Source organism: Duganella caerulea, assembly GCF_040362985.1.
Classification (GTDB): Bacteria; Pseudomonadota; Gammaproteobacteria; order Burkholderiales; family Burkholderiaceae_D; genus Rugamonas; species Rugamonas vulcania.
This window is the reverse complement of record NZ_BPWJ01000001.1, coordinates 1,006,671-1,026,034: the sequence shown is the minus strand read 5'-3', so window position 1 is coordinate 1,026,034 and position 19,364 is coordinate 1,006,671. Positions and strand designations below refer to the sequence as shown.

General features: G+C 65.2%; 15 protein-coding genes. 9 read left to right on the top strand and 6 right to left on the bottom strand.

Going from position 1 to position 19,364, the window contains the following annotated elements:
* Positions 1–9: 9 nt before the first annotated feature.
* Together ACUJB0_RS04355 and ACUJB0_RS04350 are read right to left on the bottom strand one after the other, a co-directional pair.
* On the bottom strand, positions 10–207 hold the full coding sequence (locus tag ACUJB0_RS04355; protein WP_161086552.1) for a hypothetical protein: 198 nt from the start codon (positions 205–207) through the stop codon (positions 10–12).
* Positions 208–364: 157 nt separating this feature from the next.
* Positions 365–2,146 (bottom strand): methyl-accepting chemotaxis protein, encoded by a 1,782-nt coding sequence (locus tag ACUJB0_RS04350; protein WP_444844164.1) that lies wholly within the window; start codon positions 2,144–2,146, stop codon positions 365–367.
* 217 nt (positions 2,147–2,363) lie between these two features.
* Between ACUJB0_RS04350 and ACUJB0_RS04345 the strand changes: the two genes are divergently transcribed.
* Positions 2,364–5,057, top strand: coding sequence for a DUF1631 family protein (locus ACUJB0_RS04345; RefSeq protein ID WP_444844163.1), 2,694 nt, complete (start codon positions 2,364–2,366; stop codon positions 5,055–5,057).
* Positions 5,058–5,096: 39 nt separating this feature from the next.
* Here the strand turns inward: ACUJB0_RS04345 and ACUJB0_RS04340 are convergent, their stop codons facing one another.
* On the bottom strand, positions 5,097–5,753 hold the full coding sequence (locus ACUJB0_RS04340; RefSeq protein ID WP_444844162.1) for a LysE family translocator: 657 nt from the start codon (positions 5,751–5,753) through the stop codon (positions 5,097–5,099).
* Between the two features lie 24 nt (positions 5,754–5,777).
* Positions 5,778–6,401 carry a glutathione S-transferase family protein gene (locus ACUJB0_RS04335; protein WP_444844161.1) on the bottom strand — a complete coding sequence of 208 codons (624 nt, stop codon included), beginning with the start codon at positions 6,399–6,401 and terminating at the stop codon, positions 5,778–5,780.
* A gap of 190 nt (positions 6,402–6,591) precedes the next feature.
* Between ACUJB0_RS04335 and ACUJB0_RS04330 the strand changes: the two genes are divergently transcribed.
* The 7 genes from ACUJB0_RS04330 (at position 6,592) to ACUJB0_RS04300 (ending at position 16,704) form a co-directional block, all read left to right on the top strand.
* Positions 6,592–7,176, top strand: coding sequence for a phosphatase PAP2 family protein (locus ACUJB0_RS04330; RefSeq protein WP_444844160.1), 585 nt, complete (start codon positions 6,592–6,594; stop codon positions 7,174–7,176).
* Positions 7,177–7,269: 93 nt separating this feature from the next.
* Positions 7,270–10,797: a chromosome segregation protein SMC gene (gene smc, locus ACUJB0_RS04325; protein ID WP_444844159.1), complete on the top strand. Its 3,528-nt coding sequence runs from the start codon at positions 7,270–7,272 to the stop codon at positions 10,795–10,797.
* Positions 10,794–11,930, top strand: a complete 1,137-nt coding sequence (locus ACUJB0_RS04320; protein WP_444844158.1) for a cell division protein ZipA C-terminal FtsZ-binding domain-containing protein — start codon at positions 10,794–10,796, stop codon at positions 11,928–11,930. The genes smc and ACUJB0_RS04320 overlap by 4 nt, the downstream gene beginning before the upstream one ends.
* A gap of 12 nt (positions 11,931–11,942) precedes the next feature.
* Positions 11,943–14,279 carry an NAD-dependent DNA ligase LigA gene (gene ligA / locus ACUJB0_RS04315; protein ID WP_444844157.1) on the top strand — a complete coding sequence of 779 codons (2,337 nt, stop codon included), beginning with the start codon at positions 11,943–11,945 and terminating at the stop codon, positions 14,277–14,279.
* Positions 14,280–14,293: 14 nt separating this feature from the next.
* Positions 14,294–15,193: a UTP--glucose-1-phosphate uridylyltransferase GalU gene (gene galU / locus ACUJB0_RS04310; RefSeq protein WP_444844156.1), complete on the top strand. Its 900-nt coding sequence runs from the start codon at positions 14,294–14,296 to the stop codon at positions 15,191–15,193.
* Entirely contained in the window at positions 15,190–15,726 is a 537-nt protein-coding gene (gene def, locus ACUJB0_RS04305; RefSeq protein ID WP_161084784.1) for a peptide deformylase, read from the top strand. The genes galU and def overlap by 4 nt, the downstream gene beginning before the upstream one ends.
* Before the next feature lie 12 nt (positions 15,727–15,738).
* Positions 15,739–16,704, top strand: coding sequence for an ion channel (locus tag ACUJB0_RS04300; protein WP_444844155.1), 966 nt, complete (start codon positions 15,739–15,741; stop codon positions 16,702–16,704).
* Here the strand turns inward: ACUJB0_RS04300 and ACUJB0_RS04295 are convergent.
* The gene (locus ACUJB0_RS04295) at positions 16,701–17,123 is read right to left on the bottom strand and encodes a hypothetical protein (protein ID WP_444844154.1); all 423 of its coding nucleotides are present in this window, start codon (positions 17,121–17,123) and stop codon (positions 16,701–16,703) included. The two genes, ACUJB0_RS04300 and ACUJB0_RS04295, sit on opposite strands and share 4 nt — an antisense overlap.
* A 116-nt stretch (positions 17,124–17,239) precedes the next feature.
* On the opposite strand from ACUJB0_RS04295, the gene ACUJB0_RS04290 reads away from it, so the two are divergent.
* On the top strand, positions 17,240–18,265 hold the full coding sequence (locus tag ACUJB0_RS04290) for a hypothetical protein (RefSeq protein WP_444844153.1): 1,026 nt from the start codon (positions 17,240–17,242) through the stop codon (positions 18,263–18,265).
* Here the strand turns inward: ACUJB0_RS04290 and ACUJB0_RS04285 are convergent.
* Complete coding sequence (locus tag ACUJB0_RS04285) at positions 18,242–19,348, bottom strand: DNA topoisomerase IB (protein ID WP_444844152.1); 1,107 nt, start codon at positions 19,346–19,348, stop codon at positions 18,242–18,244. The genes ACUJB0_RS04290 and ACUJB0_RS04285 overlap by 24 nt on opposite strands.
* Positions 19,349–19,364: the final 16 nt, after the last annotated feature.

Below are 19,364 nucleotides of genomic sequence, written 5' to 3'. Positions count from 1 at the left end.
CTGGCCTACTTAACGGTCTTTCTTGCCGGACTGCTTGTTGGCGTCGTTCTTGTGGCTTTGACGGCCGGCTTCCACGTGCTGCTCATGGGTGCCGCCCTGGGTGCCGCTGCCACGCGAACCGCTGGACGAACCCTGGTCGCCCGACTGCTTGCTGCTTCCGGAAGTCGAGCCCTGCTTGCTGCTGCTGCCTTTTTGATTCGAGTTCATGTCAATTCCTTTGTAAAAGTGAAAGAGCGTACTCGCCAGAACCACGCCGGAGCTTGCATGCCGGCGTGTTTTTGGTATCGCAATGATGCGGGCTCGATCCACTGATCGCTATCGGAATTTCTCTTGGTGGCATGTAGGAGCATGCCTTGCCGCCTGTTTAAAATTCTTCCCACTCGACTTCTTTGCTGCTGTGTCCGCCTGATGCGGTGCGCGGTGCGGGCGCGGGCTTGCGCCGTGCCGGGCTGGGCGGCGTCCGCGCTGGCCGCGTGGCTGGCGCTGTGGGCTTGACAGCGCGGCCCGTCGCCGGCGTGGAGTTGATCGCGCGGCTCGAGGCCGGCACGGCGTGGACGATCTGCGGCGCGAGCCCGGCCACGAGGGCAGGGGACGCCGCCGGCTCGCGCGCGACGGAGAACACGCCGATCGCCTCGTTCAGCTTGCCTGTCTCGTCCTGCATCGCGGCGGTCGCGGCGGCGGCCTGTTCGACCAGCGCCGCGTTCTGCTGCGTGGCCTGGTCCATTTCCGCCACGGCCTGGTTCACCTGCTCCAGCCCGGCGGTCTGCTCGGCGCTGGCGTCGGCGATCTCGCCGATCAGGCCGGTCACGCGCTGGACGCTGCCCACCACCTCATCCATCGTGGTGCGCGCCTGGTCGGCCAGCTGCGTGCCGCGGGCCACCTTGTCGACCGAATCGGCGATCAGCTCCTTGATCTCCCTGGCGGCGCCCGCGCTACGCTGCGCCAGGTTGCGCACCTCCGACGCCACCACCGCGAAGCCGCGTCCTTGTTCACCTGCGCGGGCCGCTTCCACGGCCGCGTTCAGCGCCAGGATATTGGTCTGGAACGCGATGCCGTCGATGACGCCGATGATCTCGGCGATCTTTTTCGAGCTGTCGTCGATCGACGCCATTGTGCCCACCACTTGCTCGACGTCGGCGCCGCCGCGCTGCGCCACGGCCGACGCCGACAGCGCCAGCTTGTTGGCCTGCATCGCGTGGTCGGCGTTCTGCTTGACGGTGGCGGTCAGCTGCTCCATCGAGGATGCGGTCTCCTCCAGCGACGCGGCCTGCTGTTCGGTGCGGGTCGACAGGTCCAGGTTGCCCTCGGCGATCTCGCGCGCCGCGCCGTCGATGGCGCGCGCGCCTTGCTGCACCTGGCCGATGATGGCCAGCAGGCTGTCGTTCATGTGCTGCATGGCCTGCAGCAGCCGGCCGGTATCGTTGTTGGCGGTCTCGCCGACGCGTGTGCTCAGGTCGCCATTGGCGATGCGCTGCGCCACCAGCATCGCCCGCTGCAGCGGCGCCGAGATCGAGCGGGCCAGCCACAGCGCCAGCAAGGCGCCGCCGAAGACGGCCATGGCCAGCGTGCTCACCGCGACGATGCGCGCGCCATCGTACAGGTCGTCGGCCGCATGTGCCGCTTGCTGGCTGCCGGCCTTTTGCGCCGCCAGCAGCTTGTCGAGCTGGCCGTTCAGCGCGTCCATCGTCTGCTGCGAGCGGCCTTTCAGCGCGGCGGCGGCCTCGTCCTTTTTACCCTCGGCGGCGAGGGCCATCATGCGTTCGTGTTCGGCGCCATAGTCGGCTGCCAGGCGCAGCATCTCGGCGGCCGGCAGCTTCACCGGCGTTTCGGCCAGCACCTGCGCCAGATGGCCGGTGTGGCTGCGCAGCGCCGTGTAGGCGATGCCCAGCTTGCGGTCGGCATCGGCGATGCTGTCCTTGTCGCCCACCACCACATGCTCCAGCTTGCGCACCTCCAGCAAATCGTTGCGCAGGGACAGCACAGCTATGGTCTGCGGCAGCCATTTGTCGGACAATTCGGAGGAGGCGTCGTCGATGCGGGCCATGCGCGACAGATCGCTCAGGCCCAGCAGCAACGTCAGGCCGAGCAGGACGGCGAAGGAGGCCAGCAGCTTGCTGGACGTTTCCAGGTTATGCAGGAATTTCATGACGGATCCTCGGAGGCGACGGCAGGAAATTGTTATGTTAGGGAAACTTCAACCTTGTCCTTTGCGCCCCGTCAATGCTGGGTTTCGCGGTCTTAAATCTGTGGGGAAACGCAAAAATACACGAAATATTGCACAGTCTTTCCTTTTGGGTATTGCCATGTGGAAAGAATGTGCAAGAATGTGGTAAATCGATATCTCACGCTACACAGGTCACATCATGGTTGCATCCTCCACAACGCCCCCGCTGCCGAAAAAGACGGTCTCGCCGCGGCATGCCTTGTTGGAGGACCTGATCGGCATCGCCACCAAGCATGCGGGCGACCAGTACCTGGACCTGGCGACCAAGCTGGCCGGCGCGCTGATCGACGCCACCGGTGGCGACCCGCGCACCGTGCAGCAGCGCATACGGGCCGGCAACCAGCTGCGCAACCGCAATTTCGCCTTCCTGCACCTGGCCACCAGCACGCTGGAGAAGGCGCTGCGGCGCGAGATCGCCGAGTTGTCGCCGGCGGTCAAGGGCAAGCCGCGCGAGAGCGAACAGCCGCTGTCGCTGGTGCCGTTCGAGGAGATGGATAACAAGGTGGCGCTAAGTGGTGTCAGCAAGCCGTTCGAGAGCCTGTATTCCGACCAGCTGCAAACCTTGAACGTGCGGCTGGCCTTCCTGCTGGATCGCGATATCCTGCGAGTCAGCCAGAACCCGTTCCGGCCGGAGGTGTTCCTGGTCGCCTTGCAGCAGGCCTGGACCGAGTTCGATACCGAGGCCGAGGCCGCGCCGCTGTTGCAGCCCTTGATCAAGCCGGGCATGTTCATCGAACTGGGGCCGATGCTGGATGCGTTGAACCTGGCCCTGCAGAGCAAGGGTGTGCTGCCGGGCTCGGTGGACGGATTCAAGGGCCGCAAGACGGACAAGCCGAAGGCGGCCGCGCCGTCGCGCGTGCGTGGCAACCAGGCGGCGCTGGCGCAGCAGTTGCGGCAGTTCTTCGCATCCAGCGACGTGGCCGGTTCGGCAGCGGGCGAGATCGTCGACAACATCGCCGACGGCTTGATGCAGGGCGTGGACCTCAGCATTCCCGATCTGCCGATGTCGGCGTTGAATTCTGGCGCCGTGTGGGTGCCGAATGCCGCCGCCGCTCAGGCCGCCGGACACGCTGGGGTCGGCGCGCCCGGATCGAGGGCTGCCGGCGCCGGTGTGGGCGGCGCGGGTGTGGCTGGAGCGGCAGGCGTTGTCGCGCATGGCGTGGCGGCACCCGTGGGATCGGATGATGCGGCGCGCGGCTTCGTGCCCACCGCAGCCGGCACGCCGGGTAGCGTGTTGATGGCTCCCGGCTTTGCCGCCGGCACGGCAGGCGCACCGGCCGCCGCTGGTGGCGGATTCCTGCCGGCGGGCGCAGGGCAGGGCGGCGTCTGGGTGCAAGGTCCGGCACAAGGCCTCATGCCCGGCGCCTTGAGCAACGAAGACGCGCAACGCCTGTCGCAGATCGGCGCCAAGCAGCCGCTGCTGGCGTATCTGGCGCAGCTGCAAAAAGCGGTGCCTTACGAATCCATCGGATCGCTGGGCGCGGTGGCCGGCATGGCCGCCATGCCGTCGCCGTCCGCGCCCGCCGATACAGGCGCGGCACCGGCAGCGGCCGGCGGCAACGTCTTCTACCTGCCGAACATCAAGGCCAGCATGCCGCAAGGCAGCCTGTCGCGCACCGACGAAAGCACCATCGACCTGCTGTCGGCGATCTTCGACACCGTCTTCCGCGACCAGAACATCTCGCAGGAAATCCGCGACCTGATCCGCTTCCTGCAAATCCCGGTGCTGAAGGCCGCGCTGGTCGACAAGAACTTCTTCTTCCAGGAAGCCCATCCCGCGCGCCGCCTGATCGACCTGCTGTCGCGCATGGGCTGGGAGCAGCGCAAAGGGCCGGAAGACCCGCTGTTCCAGGCGATGCAACGCAGCGTGGACCGCGTCGGCCGCGACTACGACCATGAACTGTCGGTCTTCACCGAAGCCGTCAACGAACTGGAAGCGTCGATCCAGGCCGAGGAGCGCGCCGCCGCGGCCGCCATCGCCGAGCCCATCGCGGCCGCGCTGAAGCAGGAGAAGATGGCCGAGTCCAGCAAGCTGGCCAAAAACGCGGTCGCACTGCGCATCGGCACCGGCGAAGTGATCGCCGTGGTGGAAGCCTTCCTCGAACAGCGCTGGGTATCGGTGCTGACCATCGCCTACAGCATCGAGGACGACAAGCCCGGCGCCGTCAACAACGCCACCAAGACCATGGACGACCTGATCTGGAGCGTACGTCCCAAGCTCAACGCGGACGACCGCAAGCAGCTGATCACCAAGCTGCCGGTGCTGTTGTCCACGCTGAACAAATGGCTGGACATCATCAAGTGGCAGGACGCCGACCGTCTGCAATTCTTTGCCGAGCTGGCCGAATGCCACGCCTCCATCGTGCGCGCGCCGTTGGAGATTTCACCGGAACGCCAGCTGGAAATTTCCATGCAGGTGGCGCAGCAGGCCGCCGAACGGCGCCTGGAGCTGCAAGCCAAAGCCGAAGCGGCCGAGAAGGCCGAGGCCGAAGCGCGCGCAGCGCAGCAGCCCGCGCCCGAAGAGGAAGACGCCGCCATCGAAGTGGACAGCCTGACGCGCGGCATGTGGCTGGAATTCGAGCAGGAGGATGGCGGCAGCCGCAAGGTCAAGTTGGCGTGGATCAGTCCATTGCGCACCTTGTACATCTTCTCGACGGCGGCGCGGCAGGAAGCGTTCTCGATGTCCGGCGAGCAGCTGGCCAAACGCTTCCTGGAGCAGACGGTGCAGGTGGTACGCAGCGAAGGCGTGGTCGCCGTCGCCCTGTCGCAAGCCCTGGCCCGCGGCGCCGACAACGACGCCAACATCGACCCGCCAGCCTCGGCCTTCGGCTGATAGTCCAGGCTTGATCTGGCTTCCTGATTTGCCGGCGGCTTACTTCGAGTTCGTCAACGTCAGCAAGGCGCCGCCCATGCCGACGAAGATCACGCCGGTGGTGCGCTTGGCCAGGCGGGTGCGGGCGATGCTCTGCTTGACGCTGCGCTTCAACCACGACGCGCACGCCACATAGAAAAAGTGCGACAGCAAGGTGCAGCTGGTGAACGTCGACGTCAACAGCAGGAAGCGCACCGGATCCACATGGTCGGGCGGCATGAACTGCGGGAACACGGCGGTGAAGAACAGGATCGCCTTGGGATTGCTCACCGCGACCAGCAGGCCGCTGCGGAACGTGCTCAGGCGGCTGGCTACGGGTGCGTTCGCCACCGGCGCCGCCGTCGCGGCAACCTCGGCCGTTTCAGTGACCAGGCTGGCATGGCGCCATGCCTTGATACCCAGGTAGATCAGGTAGGCCGCGCCGGCCACCTTCAACGCGCCGAACGCCAGCGCCGACGTCTTCAGCAACAGGCCAAGGCCGGCCACCGCCGTGGTCGCCACGATGAACACGCCCAGCGCATTGCCGGCCGAACTGTAGAGCGCCCGCCGCGCGCCCATGGTGGTCGCGGTCGAGATGGCCATCAGCACGCCCGGGCCGGGACTGAACGCAGCCGCAAGCGAAACCGATAAGAACAACAGCCAAGTCGATAAAGTCATTGCAAAACTCCAGAAAAGTTAGTGTCAGGGGAGGCCGTTACAGCCGTGGGTGCGAAAACCTTCGCGTTCGTTCAAGCGGGCAAACCAGGCGTCGACCGAGGTCAGCGCGGGCCGCGCCATCGGCATCGAGCGCCAGCGGTTGGCCGACAAGCCAAGCACGATATCGGCCAGCGTCATGGAGCCGCCGCAGACGAATGGGCCGCCGCCGGCCAGATGCGCGTCCAGCAAGCCCATCAGCCGGTTCCATTCGGACACGCTGGCGGCCAGCGCTCCCGCGTCGCCATGCGCCGGACTCTGTCTTATCATGGCCATGAAGGCATACCGCCAGGCGCTGTTCAATTCGGAGGCCTGCCAGTCCATCCATTTTTCCACGTGCGCGCGCGCCATCGGTTCCGCCGGTAACAAGTCGATGCGGCCGTGCTTGCCGGCCAGATAGCGGCAGATGGTGTTCGATTCCCACAGGCTGTGGCCGTCGTCAATAATGACCGGCACCATGCCGTTTGGATTCATGCGCAGGAATTCCGGCGTGGTGGTGGGGAGGAAGCCGCTGCCGTATTGCTCCAAGCGGTAATCGAGGCCGATTTCCGCGCAGGTCCACAGCACTTTGCGGACGTTGATGGAGGAGGATTTTCCAAGAATGGTAAGCATGCGTGGCAGTATGCCACGCCCCACCAAACCGCGTCGGCCGCCGCCGATTTTCACTGCGCACTGTTGCCCTTAAGTAATTCTCGATACAATGCGCCCGCATGTGTTTAAATGACGCGGTGCAAAAAACAACGATAGGGCTTTTTAGATGATGATGTGGTGGCATGGTTTGAGTGTGGCGGGGAGCTTGGCGGTGACCGGGCCGATCGGTGTGGCGATTGCAGTGTGGCTGCTGGCCGGCAAGTCCTGGCGCCTGACGGCGGCATGGTGCGTCCTGTTCGGCGTCGGCATGGCTCTGGTCGTCGCCACCAAGATGGCGTTCCTTGGCTGGGGCATCGGCGTCGAGTCGGTGGAATTCGCCGGCTTCAGCGGCCACGCGATGCGCGCCGCCGCCGTGTTCCCGGTGGCATTCTTCCTGGCGTTCCGCTCGGCGCCGACGCCGTGGCGGGTGCTGGGCACCTTGCTGGGCGTGCTGCTGGCCGTGTTGATCGCCATTTCCCGCGTCTATGTGCAGGCGCACTCGGTGTCCGAGTCGGTGACCGGCAGCCTGCTTGGCCTGGCGGTGGCGGCCATCTTCATCTGGTACGCCAGCACCGAGCATCACCTGGCGCTGGGCCGCCTGCTGATGGTGTTTTGCCTTCCCATCATGCTGATCGCGCCGCGCGTGGAGCCGATTCCGGCCGAAACCTGGATCACCGAGGCGGCGCTCTGGTTGTCGGGCCACGACAAACCGTACACCCGCGCCATTTGGCGCGAACCCAAATCCCCGCTACGATAGGTGAACTCACCCTCCATGACGCGTTTTCGGCCTGATTTGAAGCGCAAAATGGTATTATTGTGAACTTTTCCAGCCCATTGCCCAGATAACAACGTGCGTCTATCTTCCATCAAATTGTCGGGATTTAAGTCTTTCGTTGATCCCACCAATTTCCAGGTGCCGGGTCAGTTGGTCGGCGTGGTGGGTCCCAACGGTTGCGGCAAGTCGAATATCATCGACGCCGTGCGCTGGGTGCTGGGCGAATCCAAGGCTTCCGAGCTGCGCGGCGAGTCGATGCAGGACGTCATCTTCAACGGCTCGACGCACCGCAAGCCGGCCGGACGCGCCTCGGTCGAGCTGGTGTTTGACAACAACGAAGGCAAGGCCTCCGGCCAGTGGGGCCAGTATGCGGAAATCGCCGTCAAGCGCACGCTCACGCGCGACGGCACCTCGACCTACTACATCAACGGCCAGCCGGTGCGCCGGCGCGACATCCAGGACATCTTCCTCGGCACCGGCCTCGGTCCGCGCGCCTACGCGATCATCGGCCAGGGCATGATCAGCCGCATCATCGAATCGCGGCCGGAAGAACTGCGCGTGTTCCTGGAGGAGGCGGCCGGCGTCTCGAAGTACAAGGAGCGCCGCCGCGAAACCGAGAACCGCCTGCACGACACCCGCGAGAACCTGCTGCGGGTGGAAGACATCCTGCGCGAACTGAACTCGAATCTGGAGAAGCTCGAAGGCCAGGCCGCCGTCGCCACCAAGTTCCATCAGCTGCAATCGGACCAGGAAGAGAAGCAAAAACTGCTTTGGCTGCTGCGCAAGATCGAAGCCGAGAACGAGCAGAAAAAATACTTCCGCGAGATGGAGCAGGCGCAGAACGACCTGGAAGAGCAGACCGCCAAGCTGCGCAACGTCGAGCTGTCGCTGGAGCAGATGCGCCAGGCGCACTTCGCGGCCGGCGACCGTCTGCACACGGCGCAGGGCAGCCTGTATCAAACCAACGCCGAAATCGGCAGCCTGGAAGCGCAGATCAAGTTTGTCATCGAGTCGCGCAGCCGCCTGCAGGCGCAGCTGGCCGCGTTGACCGCGCAGCGCGACCAATGGCAGCAGCAGGCCAGCGAATACGGCGGCCAGATCGAGGAAGCCGAATTCACGCTGGAAGAGCTGTCGGCCAAGGTCGAACAGTCGCAGATGATGGCCGAGCAAAAGGCCGAGTCGCTGCCGATGCTGGAGCAGGTGTGGCGCGAGGCGCAGACCAGGAGCACCGAATCGCGCGCCCGCATCATGCAGGCGCAGCAGCAGCTGGAACTGGAATCGGCGCACCAGCGCAACGCCAACAACATCCTCAACGGCCTGGCCGTGCGGCGCGAGCGTCTGCAGCAGGAAAAGAGCGGCCTCAATCTGCCGGACAGCGCGCACCTGAACAACCTGCGCATGCAGCTGGAGGAAAAGCAGCAGGCGCTGGAAGAGCAAGGCTTCCTGCTCGAGGAGGCGCTGGAGCAGCAGCCCAAGCTGGAAGAAGAACGCCAGGCGGCGCAGCAGCAGGTCAACACGGAGACCGCCGCCAACGCCCAACTGGAAGCGCGCCTGAACGCGCTGCGCCAGTTGCAGGAGCGCGTGCAGACGCAAGGCAAAGTCACGCCATGGCTGCAAAAGCACGAGCTGGATACGCTGCCGCGCCTGTGGCAAAAGCTGAATATCGAATCCGGCTGGGAGACCGCGCTGGAATCCGTGCTGCGCGAGCGCACCTCGGCGCTGCAGATGTCGAACATCGAGTGGGCCAAGGCCTTCTTCGGCGATGCGCCGCCGGCCAAGCTGGCGCTGTTCGCTCCGTCGACCGCGGTGCCGCCGGCGCCGGTGGAAGTGCCCGGCCTGAAGCCGTTCCTCAACCTGCTCAAGCTGAACGACCCGGGCCTGCGCGGCCTGCTGCAGGATTGGCTGCACAACGTCTACATCGCCGAAGACACGGCCGAAGCCTTCGCCGAACGCGCCAGGCTGCCGGCCGGCGGCTGCTTCGTCACGCGCCAGGGCCACGCCGTCACGCAGGGCAGCGTGCGTTTCTACGCCGCCGACTCGGAGCAGGACGGCATGCTGGGCCGCCAGCAGGAAATCGACAACATCACCAAGCAGCTGCGCGCGCAGCAGATGCTGGCCGACGAGGCGCGCGCCCGTTCGGTGCGCGCCGATGCCGCCGTCTCCGAACTCACGCGCCGCCTGACCGAGTACCGCGCCAAGCTGCAAAGCCTGCAGCAGTCGGTGCACACCTTGCAGCTGGACGTGGTCAAACTGTCGGAGATCGAAGCGCGCTTCAACCAGCGCAGCAACCAGATCGAAGCCGACCTGGCCGAAATCGCCGCGCAGGAAGAGGAACAAACCCAGGTCAAGATGGAGTCCGAGGAGAAGTTCGAGCAGCTCGATATGGAGCTCGGCAACCTGCAGGGCGACCACGAGGAAGGCCAGACCCTGTTCCTCGAAAAAGAGCAGCGCCTGGCCGACGCCCGCGAAGCGTTGCGCGACCTGGAACGCGCAGCGCAGGAAGCGCAGTTCGCTGAGAAGTCCCAGCGCAGCAAGATCGAGGAATTCCGCCGTTCCATCGCCACCGCGAACGCGCAGGTGGTGCAGGTCACGCATAGCCTGGAAGCGGGCCAGAACGAACTGGCCAGCCTGGAATCCGGCCAGGCCAACGATGGCCTGCAGGAGCTGCTTGACCGCCGCACCAGCCAGGAAAAGGCGCTGTCCGACGCCCGCCATGAACTCGACCAGATCGCGCAGCAGCTGCGCATGTTCGAGGAAGGCCGCATGTCGACCGAACGCGCGCTGCAGCCGCAACGCGACAAGATCATGGAGATGCAGCTGAAGGAGCAGGCCGCGCGCCTGAACCAGGAGCAGTTCGCGGCGCAGCTGGCCGAAGTGCAGGCCGACGAGACGGCGCTGGCCGAGAAGCTGCATCCCGATATGAAGGCGTCCTACCTGCAGGGCGAGGTCACGCGCCTGACCAACGCGATCTCGATGCTTGGCGCGGTCAACCTGGCGGCGCTGGACGAACTGGCGACGGCCTCCGAACGCAAGAACTTCCTCGATGCGCAGAACGCCGACTTGAATGAGGCGATCAACACGCTGGAAGACGCGATCACGCGCATCGACAAGGAGACGCGCGATCTGCTGCAAGACACCTTCGACCGCGTCAACGGCCACTTCTCCGAACTGTTCCCGATCCTGTTCGGCGGCGGCCAGGCAAAGCTGATCATGACCGGCGACGAAATCCTCGACTCCGGTGTGCAGGTCATGGCCCAGCCGCCGGGCAAAAAGAACGCCACCATTCACCTGTTGTCCGGCGGTGAAAAAGCGCTGACCGCAACGGCGCTGGTGTTCTCGATGTTCCGGCTCAACCCGGCGCCATTCTGCCTGCTCGACGAGGTGGACGCGCCGCTGGACGACGCCAATACCGAACGATTCTGCCGGATGGTCAAACGTATGTCTGACCACACCCAATTCCTCTTCATCTCGCACAACAAGATTGCGATGGAGATGGCCAATCAACTGATCGGTGTGACGATGCAAGAGCAGGGCGTATCGCGCATCGTGGCGGTGGATATGGAATCCGCCGCAAACTTCGCTTCCGAGGCACAAGCAGCATGACAGACCTACAAATGAGTTTGATCGGGATCGCCGGCGTATTCGTCGCCGGCGTTTTCGGCTACAACAAGATCCAGGAATACAAAGCCAAGAAGAGCGTGGAACGCGCCTTCTCGACCGACCATGACGATGTGCTGATGCGCACCGGCGATGCACCAGCCGCGCGCCACGAGCCGAGCTTCTCGCTCGACAGCGCGGCGCCCGGTGTGGCTGGTGGCGAAGCCTCCGCCGCCGCCGCTGCGCTGGCCGCCGTCGCCGCCGAATTCGAAACCGATCCCGCCGATCCAACCGCGGCACCGGCCGCGCCGCACGCCAGCGGCGTGACGCCGGCCGCCGAACAGGCCACCGCGCTGGTCGATCCGCTGATCGATTGCCTGCTGCCGCTGGCGCTGGAAGGCCCGGCGCGCGGCGACAAGCTGCTGCCGGTGCTGCAGACGCTGCGCATGGTCGGCAACAAGCCGGTGCACTACATCGGCCTGGCCGTCAGCGGCGAATGGGAGCCCATCGTGCACGGCGGCGTTTACACCAAGCTGCAGGGCGGCGTGCAGCTGGCCAGCCGCAGCACCGCGCTGAACGAACTGGAATACTCGGAACTGGTCACGCGCCTGCGCGCGATGGCCGACGAAATCGGCGCCGAGCCGGAAATCCCGGACATGATCGAAGTGATGGCCGAGGCGCGCAACCTGCACCGCTTCGTCGCCGGCCACGACGCGCAGCTGGGTGTCAACCTGCAGACCAACGGCGCGCCGTGGGCCATCACCACGCTGCTGGGCGCATTGGAGAAGCAGGGCTTCGACGTGCGTCCCGATGGCCGCTACGTGATGCCGGACGGCGAGGGCGGCCACCTGTTCTCGCTGTCGACCAACGTCACGCTGGCCGAGGAAACCACGCCGCGCCTGACGCTGCTGCTGGACGTGCCATGCGTGGCGCCGTCCCGCGACGGCTTCGGCGCCATGGTCGCCTGCGCCAAGTCGCTGGTGGGCCGCCTGGACGCGACCATCGTCGACGATTACAACCAGCCGCTGTCGGACGCCTCGCTGGCGGAGATCGCCGGCCAGGTACAGGATTTCTACGCCGAGATGAACGACGCCGACATTCCGGCCGGTTCGATCCGCGCGTTGCGTTTGTTTAGCTAGCAGGAAGTGGTAATGACTGAAGTGGATTACAAGGCGCGCATCGAGTCGTTGAGCGCGGAGCTCAACAAGCACCTGCACGCCTATCACGTTGAAGACGCGCCCACCATCCCGGACGCGGAGTACGACAAGCTGTTCATCGAACTGCAAAAGCTGGAAGAGGCCCACCCGCAGTTCGCGCTGCCCGATTCGCCCACCAAGCGCGTGGGCGCTGCACCGCTGCCGCAGTTCGACCAGGTCACCCACACGGTGCCGATGCTGTCGCTGAATAACGGCTTCACCGACGAGGATATCGAGAACTTCGACCGCCGCGTGCGTGAAGGCCTCGACGCGGCGGCCGCCGTCGAATACGCGGCCGAAGTCAAATACGACGGCCTCGCCATCAACCTGCGTTACGTCGACGGCCTGCTGGTGCAAGCCGCCACGCGCGGCGACGGCTATACCGGCGAGGATGTCACCACCAATATCCGCACCATCCGCTCGATCCCGCTGCGCCTGAACACTCCAACGCCGCCGGCCGTCCTCGACGTGCGCGGCGAGGTGTTGATGTTCAAGAGCGATTTCGAGGCGATGAACGCGCGCCAGCGCGAGGCCGGCCTGAAGGAGTTCGTCAATCCGCGCAACGCGGCGGCTGGCAGCCTGCGCCAGCTCGATTCGCGCATCACCGCGTCGCGCAAGCTGAGTTTCTTCGCCTATGGCGTGGGCGCGCTGGAAGGCGCGGAGATGCCGCTGTCGCATTCCGCGCTGCTGGACTGGTATCGCGGCATGGGCCTGCCGGTGGCGAAAGAGGCGGACGTGGTGCGCGGCTACGACGGCCTGATGGCCTACTACAAACGGATCGGCGAGGCCCGCCCGACCATGCCATACGAAATCGACGGCGTGGTCTACAAGGCCAACCTGCTACAGGACCAGCGCACGCTGGGCTTTGTCTCGCGCGCGCCGCGTTTCGCGCTGGCGCACAAGTTCCCGGCCGAGGAAGCGCTGACCACCGTGCAGGCGATCGAGGTGCAGGTCGGCCGTACCGGCGCCATCACGCCGGTGGCGCGGCTGGCGTCCGTGTTCGTCGGCGGCGTCAACGTCACCAACGCCACGCTGCATAACGAAGATGAAGTGCGCCGCAAGGACGTGCGCGTCGGCGACACCGTCATTGTGCGCCGCGCCGGCGACGTGATTCCCGAAGTGCTGTCCGTGGTGCTGGAGCGCCGGCCATCGCCGGAGCCGGAAGCCTACGTGCTGCCGAAGACCTGCCCGGTGTGCGGCTCGCACGTCGTGCGCGAAGAGGGCGAGGCCATCGCGCGCTGCTCCGGTGGCTTGTTCTGCTCCGCCCAGCGCAAGGAGGCGATTCGTCACTTCGCCGGCCGCCGCATGATGGACATCGAAGGCCTGGGCGACCGCTACATCGACAATCTGGTCGAACATGGCCTGGTGCAGCGGGTCGCCGACCTGTATGCGCTCAAGCTGGAAGACCTGCTTGAAATGAAGCGCCTCGCCGACGAGCGCGAAGGCACGACGCCGGAGACTGTCGCGCAGGGCAAGATCGCCACCAAGTGGGCGGACAACCTGCTGGAAGCCATCGCCGCCAGCAAGAACCCGCCGCTGGAGCGCCTGCTGTTCGCGCTCGGGATCCGCCATGTGGGCGAATCGACCGCCAAGACGCTGGCCGAATGGCTGGGCCGTTTCGACCTGGTGCGCCGCGTCCCGGCCGCGCTGCTGCGCGTGCTGCCGGACATCGGCGGCATCGTGGCCGAGTCGATCGCCGACTTCTTCGCCGAACCGAAAAACCAGGAAGCCATCGATGCCTTGCTGGCGGCAGGCGTCGCGCCGACCGGCGAGCATCCGCCCAGCGCCAAGCTGCGCGAAAAGCTCGACACCGTCAAGCTGATGGCCGCACTGGGCATTCCGAAGTTGACGGAACCGCGCAGCAAGCAGCTGGTCGAACAGGAGGTGACGCTGGAAGTGCTGGCGCACCTGAAGGTATTCACGGTGTTCGGCTTGCCGGCCAACGTGGCCGAGTCGCTGGAAGCGTGGATGGCCGAGCCGGGCCATCGCGAACAGCTGCAGGCGCTGGACCAGCTGCGCAACGATCTGCTGGCGCAGCTGCCGGAGCAGGCGGCCGAAGGTCCGCTGACCGGCAAGACCTTTGTATTGACGGGCACTCTGCCGAACCTGAGCCGCGACCAGGCGGGCGCCATGATCGAAGCACAGGGCGGCAAGGTATCCGGTTCGGTATCGAAGAAAACGCATTACCTGGTTGCAGGGGCCGACGCCGGCAGCAAGCTGGCCAAGGCCCAGGAACTTGAAGTCACCATACTGGACGAGGCGGGCCTGCTGGCGCTGCTGGAAGCCAGATAAAAAAGATAGATATCATGTCCAAAATCAGAAAAGCAGTATTCCCGGTCGCCGGTCTTGGCAGCCGTTTTCTTCCCGCGACCAAGGCGCAGCCGAAGGAAATGCTGCCCATCGTCGACAAGCCGCTGATCCAGTACGCGGTGGAGGAGGCGGTCGCCGCCGGCATCACGGAAATGGTGTTCATCACCGGCCGTAACAAGCGCGCCATCGAAGACCACTTCGACAAGGCCTACGAGCTGGAAGCGGAACTGGAGGCGGCCGACAAGAAAGCCTTGCTGGAGCTGGTGCAGAACGTCATTCCGAAAAACGTCAACTGCATCTACATTCGCCAGTCCGAGCCGCTGGGCCTGGGCCACGCGGTGCTGTGCGCGCGCCCCGTCATCGGCGACGAACCGTTCGCCGTGCTGCTGGCCGACGACTTCATGGACACCGCCGACGGCGTCAAGCCGGTGCTGGCGCAGATGACCGACCTGTATGCCTATGAACGCTGCAGCATCCTGGCGGTGCAGGAAGTGCCGCGCGCGGCCACGCGCCAGTACGGCATCGTCAGCGCCTCGGCCTACCAGCCCAAGCTGGAACTGGTGCATGGCATCGTCGAGAAGCCGTCGCCGGACGTGGCGCCGTCCACGCTGGCGGTGGTGGGCCGCTATGTGCTGTCCGGCCGCATCTTCCAGTACCTGGAGAACCTCGGCACCGGCACCGGCGGCGAGATCCAGCTGACCGACGGCATCGCCGCGCTGATGAAGGACGAACGCGTGCTGGCCTACCGCTACGACGGCCAGCGCTACGACTGCGGCTCCAAGCTGGGCTACCTGAAGGCGATGACCGCCATGGGCCTCAAGCACCCGGAGACCGGCGCCGAATACTGCCAGTTCCTGCGCGATATGCATTGCCAGATCGAAGGAGGCGGCAAATGACGGTGCGCGAAATCCTGAAGATGGGCGACCCGCGCCTGCTGCGCGTGGCCGAACCGGTGACCGAGTTCGATACCCCGGCCATGCGCGAGCTGATCGCCGACATGTTCGACACCATGCACGCGGCCAATGGCGCCGGCCTGGCGGCGCCGCAGATCGGCGTCAACCTGCAGCTGGTGATCTTCGGCTTCAAGCAGAACGCCCGCTATCCCGACGCGCCGCAGGTGCCGGAAACGGTATTGATCAATCCCGTCCTCACGCCGCTGTCGGACGAAAAGGAAGAGGGCTTCGAAGGCTGCCTCTCGGTGCCCGGCCTGCGCGGCAGCGTGCCGCGCTTCACCCAGCTGCGTTACGAGGGCGTGGACCAGTTCCAGCAGCCGATCCGCCGCGACGTCGACGGCTTCCACGCGCGCGTGGTGCAGCATGAAGTCGACCATCTGCTCGGCGTGCTGTACCCGATGCGCATCGCCGACTTCTCCAAGTTCGGCTACACCGAGGTGATGTTCCCCGGCCTCGATCCCAACGACGACGACTAAGGCAGGTCTATCATGACTGAAGGTCCGGTGCGCCAGCCGGCGCAAAAGGTTATCCGCCCACGGGTGGGCAACGACCGCGGCGTGTTCCAGATGGGGACTTCGCAGATCAAGCGCGTGGGCTTGGGGCGCAGGTACTGGGGCGACATCTACCACTGGATGCTGACCCTGAGCTGGCCGCGCTTCTTCCTGCTGGTCGGTGTGCTGTACATGGTCACCAACGTGGCGTTCGCGCTGGCGTTCTATCTGGTTCCAGGCTCGGTCTCCAACGCGCGGCCAGGCTCCTTCCTTGACACCTTCTTCTTTTCGATCGAAACGCTGGCCACCGTCGGTTACGGCTACATGAACCCCGGCTCCACCTACGGCCACATCGTCGCCTCGACTGAGATCCTGCTCGGCATGGTGGAGGTGGCGACGGTCACGGGCCTGCTGTTCGCGCGCTTCTCGCGGCCGACTTCTCGCATCATGTTCTCCGACGTCGCCGTGATCACGCCATTCAACGGTGTGCCGACGCTGATGCTGAGGACCGGGAATGAACGCGGCAACCTGATACTCGAAGCCTCGGTGCGCGCCACGCTGATCCGCCGCGAGATGACGCTGGAAGGGCAGATCTTCACGCGCTTCTACGACCTGGAGCTGGAACGCGAGCGCTCCGGCGTGTTCGCGCTCACGTGGACCATCCTGCACAAGATCGACGAATCGAGCCCGTTCTGGGGCAAGACCAAGGAAGACCTGCAGAAGGAGGGCGCCACGCTGTCGGTGGCGGTCTCCGGCACCGATGACACGCTCAACGATTTCGTCCACGCCCGCCAGACCTACGCGGCCGAGCATATCTTCTTCAACCACCACTTCGCCGACATCATGTCGGACAAGCTGGATGGCAACGTGCGGATACTGGACTACAGCAAATTCCACGACATCTACCCGGACGGATCGACCGGCGGCAGCATGCCCGGCGCCGCGCTGGCGCACCCCGGCTAACCGGCGCCCAGCAGGTCGCGCGCATTCAGCAGCGCGTAAACGATATCGGGATGCTTGTTCAGGCAGCGGCGCACCGCCGCCGGCACCTGCTCACGCGTGCGGCGACACAGGCCTGGCTGCTCCGCCAGGCGGATCTGAAGGCCCATCACGGTACGCACGCCGTTCGCGCTGGGCGTGATGGTCAGGCGCATGCCCAGCTGTTCCTGCATGCGTTGTTCGATGCGGCCCAGTTCTTCGTAGCTGGCGATGCTCTCGATGCGGGCGATCAGCAGCTTCTCCTGCTCGCGGGTGAGGCGCAGGATGCGAATGTCGGTATCGTCGGGCGCCTTGTCCCATTGCTCCAGCAGCTCGTCGCGCCGGCATTCGCAGGCGCCCGGCGGGCATTCTTTTCGAATCTGGAAGGGCAGTGCTTCAGGCATGGCGAAACGGCTCGGCGACAACACGGGGGAGCTAAATTCTACCCCGAACCCCACGTCGTGCGGCACCAAATTATTATTGTATATATAATATTTTTTTAAATTCAAACCGACGTGTCATGAAAAATATGTACTCGATGCTGCCGCTGTTCGCCGCGCTGTGGGTCACGCTGCCCGCCGTCGCCGGCCCGGAAACGCTGGAGCGCTGCCCACCGACGGTGAAGCCATGGCTGCCCCCTGGCGCCAGCCAGAACGCCTGTTCGCAATACGCGTCCAATGGCGGCGTCGGCGCCGTCAATTACGGTGGCTCGTACAAGATGGCGGCGTTCAGCAAGGACGGCAAGCTTGCAGGTCTTCGCAATCCGGATCTGGGCCGCGAGGATCCGGCGCCCAAGGATACCTACGACCCCGCCGGTTGGGAGCAGTCCGGCAGCAGTGGCCCGGTTGGCGAGTTGTGGTGGGGCCGGCGCGACAATATGCATCTGTTTGTCGGCCAGGAGTCGAAGGTGCGCCTGAATGTGGAGGCTGGCCGCGGGCCTGTGCCTGGCCCGGTGGAACGGCAGGCGCGCATGCTGGCGATAGTGGCCCAGGCCCAGGCGATGGCGGCCAACAAGCCGATTCCGCAATCGGCCTATGACAATCTGCTATTCATCCATCGCAGCATGGAGTATCGCCAGATCGGCGGTACCGACGCGACGTTCCGTGGCGGGTTGGGGGGCGACGGCTTTATCCCGCCCGGAAAAATATCGGACGCAAAACTCAAGCTGGAAAACCTGCCGGCCTACAAGGGCGTGCTCAGTTTCGAGATGAAGGTGGACGGGGTTGCGCGCCGCTTCAGTTTTCCAGTGATGCTGGATCAGCGCACCGACCATCTGATCGCCGCCGCCGTCAACGGCGACAGCTACACCCGGTGCGAAGAGCGCCCGAACCGCGCGAAGAATGAATCGCTGGCCTGTCCGCTGAATAACGAGAACTTCCGGGAGCGCTACGATGCAGAGGGTGCGTTTTTCGGCGACCACGCTTCGCTGGCGGCGGTGAAGGTTTACATGACGGTCAATTCGCCGGCGCGCAATCGCCATGAGGATATCGCCACCGCCGTGATCATCCTGCGCGCCGAGGCGTCACCGCCGGTCGCTGGCCGCTGAGGCCTGCAGGCGGTGCTGCAACAACGCCAGCACCGCCGCCTCTTCCGGCCGCAGCGCGTGCAGGCCATCCTGTAGCTGCTGCTTCGCGCGGCTGCGCGCCGCCTTCAACATCGTGCCGTCCAGGTAGCATTCGATCACGCTCGGATGCACATAGCATTTGCGGCAGATGGTGGGCGTATTGCCCAGTTTTTTCGCCACCGCTTCGATGGCCTGCACCGCGTTCCTTTTGGCCTGGGCTTCGGAATCGAACTTCTCATATTCGCGCAGCGCCACCGCCGCCAGCACCGTCCCGGACCAGGTGCGGAAGTCCTTGGCGGTATAGTCCTCGCCGGCGATGGTGTGCAGGTATTCGTTCACGTCCGACGAACCGATGGCGTGCGGAAGACCGTCGTCGCCGATGTACTGGAACAGCTCCTGGCCGGGCAGGTCGCGGATGCGGCGGATGATGTTGGCCAGCCGCCGGTCCTCGACCGCGACGGCGTGATGCACGCCGCTCTTGCCCCGGAAGCGGAATTCAACCTTGCTGCCATCGAGCCGCACGTGGCGGTCGTGCAGCGTGGTCAGGCCGAAGGATTTGTTCGCGCGCGCGTACTCCTCGTTCCCTATCCTCATCATGGTCGCCTCCAGCAGGTAGACGATGGTCGCAAGCACCTTCTCGCGCGGCAGGCCTGGCAGCTGGAGCGCGGCGCCGACCGCACGGCGTATCGCGGGGAGGGCCTTGCCGAAGCCGAGGATGCGGTCGTACTTGGATTCGTCGCGGTGGCTGCGCCAGCGCGGGTGATAGCGGTACTGCTTGCGGCCGCGCGCGTCGCGCCCTGTCGCTTGCAGGTGGCCGCGCGGGTGAGCGCAGATCCAGACGTCGGTCCACGCGGGAGGGATCGCCAGCGATTTGATGCGCGCCAGCGTGTCGGCGTCCTTGATGGTCTGGCCGTCGGCGGCGACGTAATGAAAGTGCTTGCCGCGCTTGCGGCGGGCGATGCCGGGCTGGTAGTCGTGCACATAACACAGGCCGGCCAACCTGGCGGCGGCAGTGGGGTCGGACAGGGCGGCTTCGCCGGTCGCCGCGGGCGTATCGCGTTTCATCGCTATCGTTGGTGGG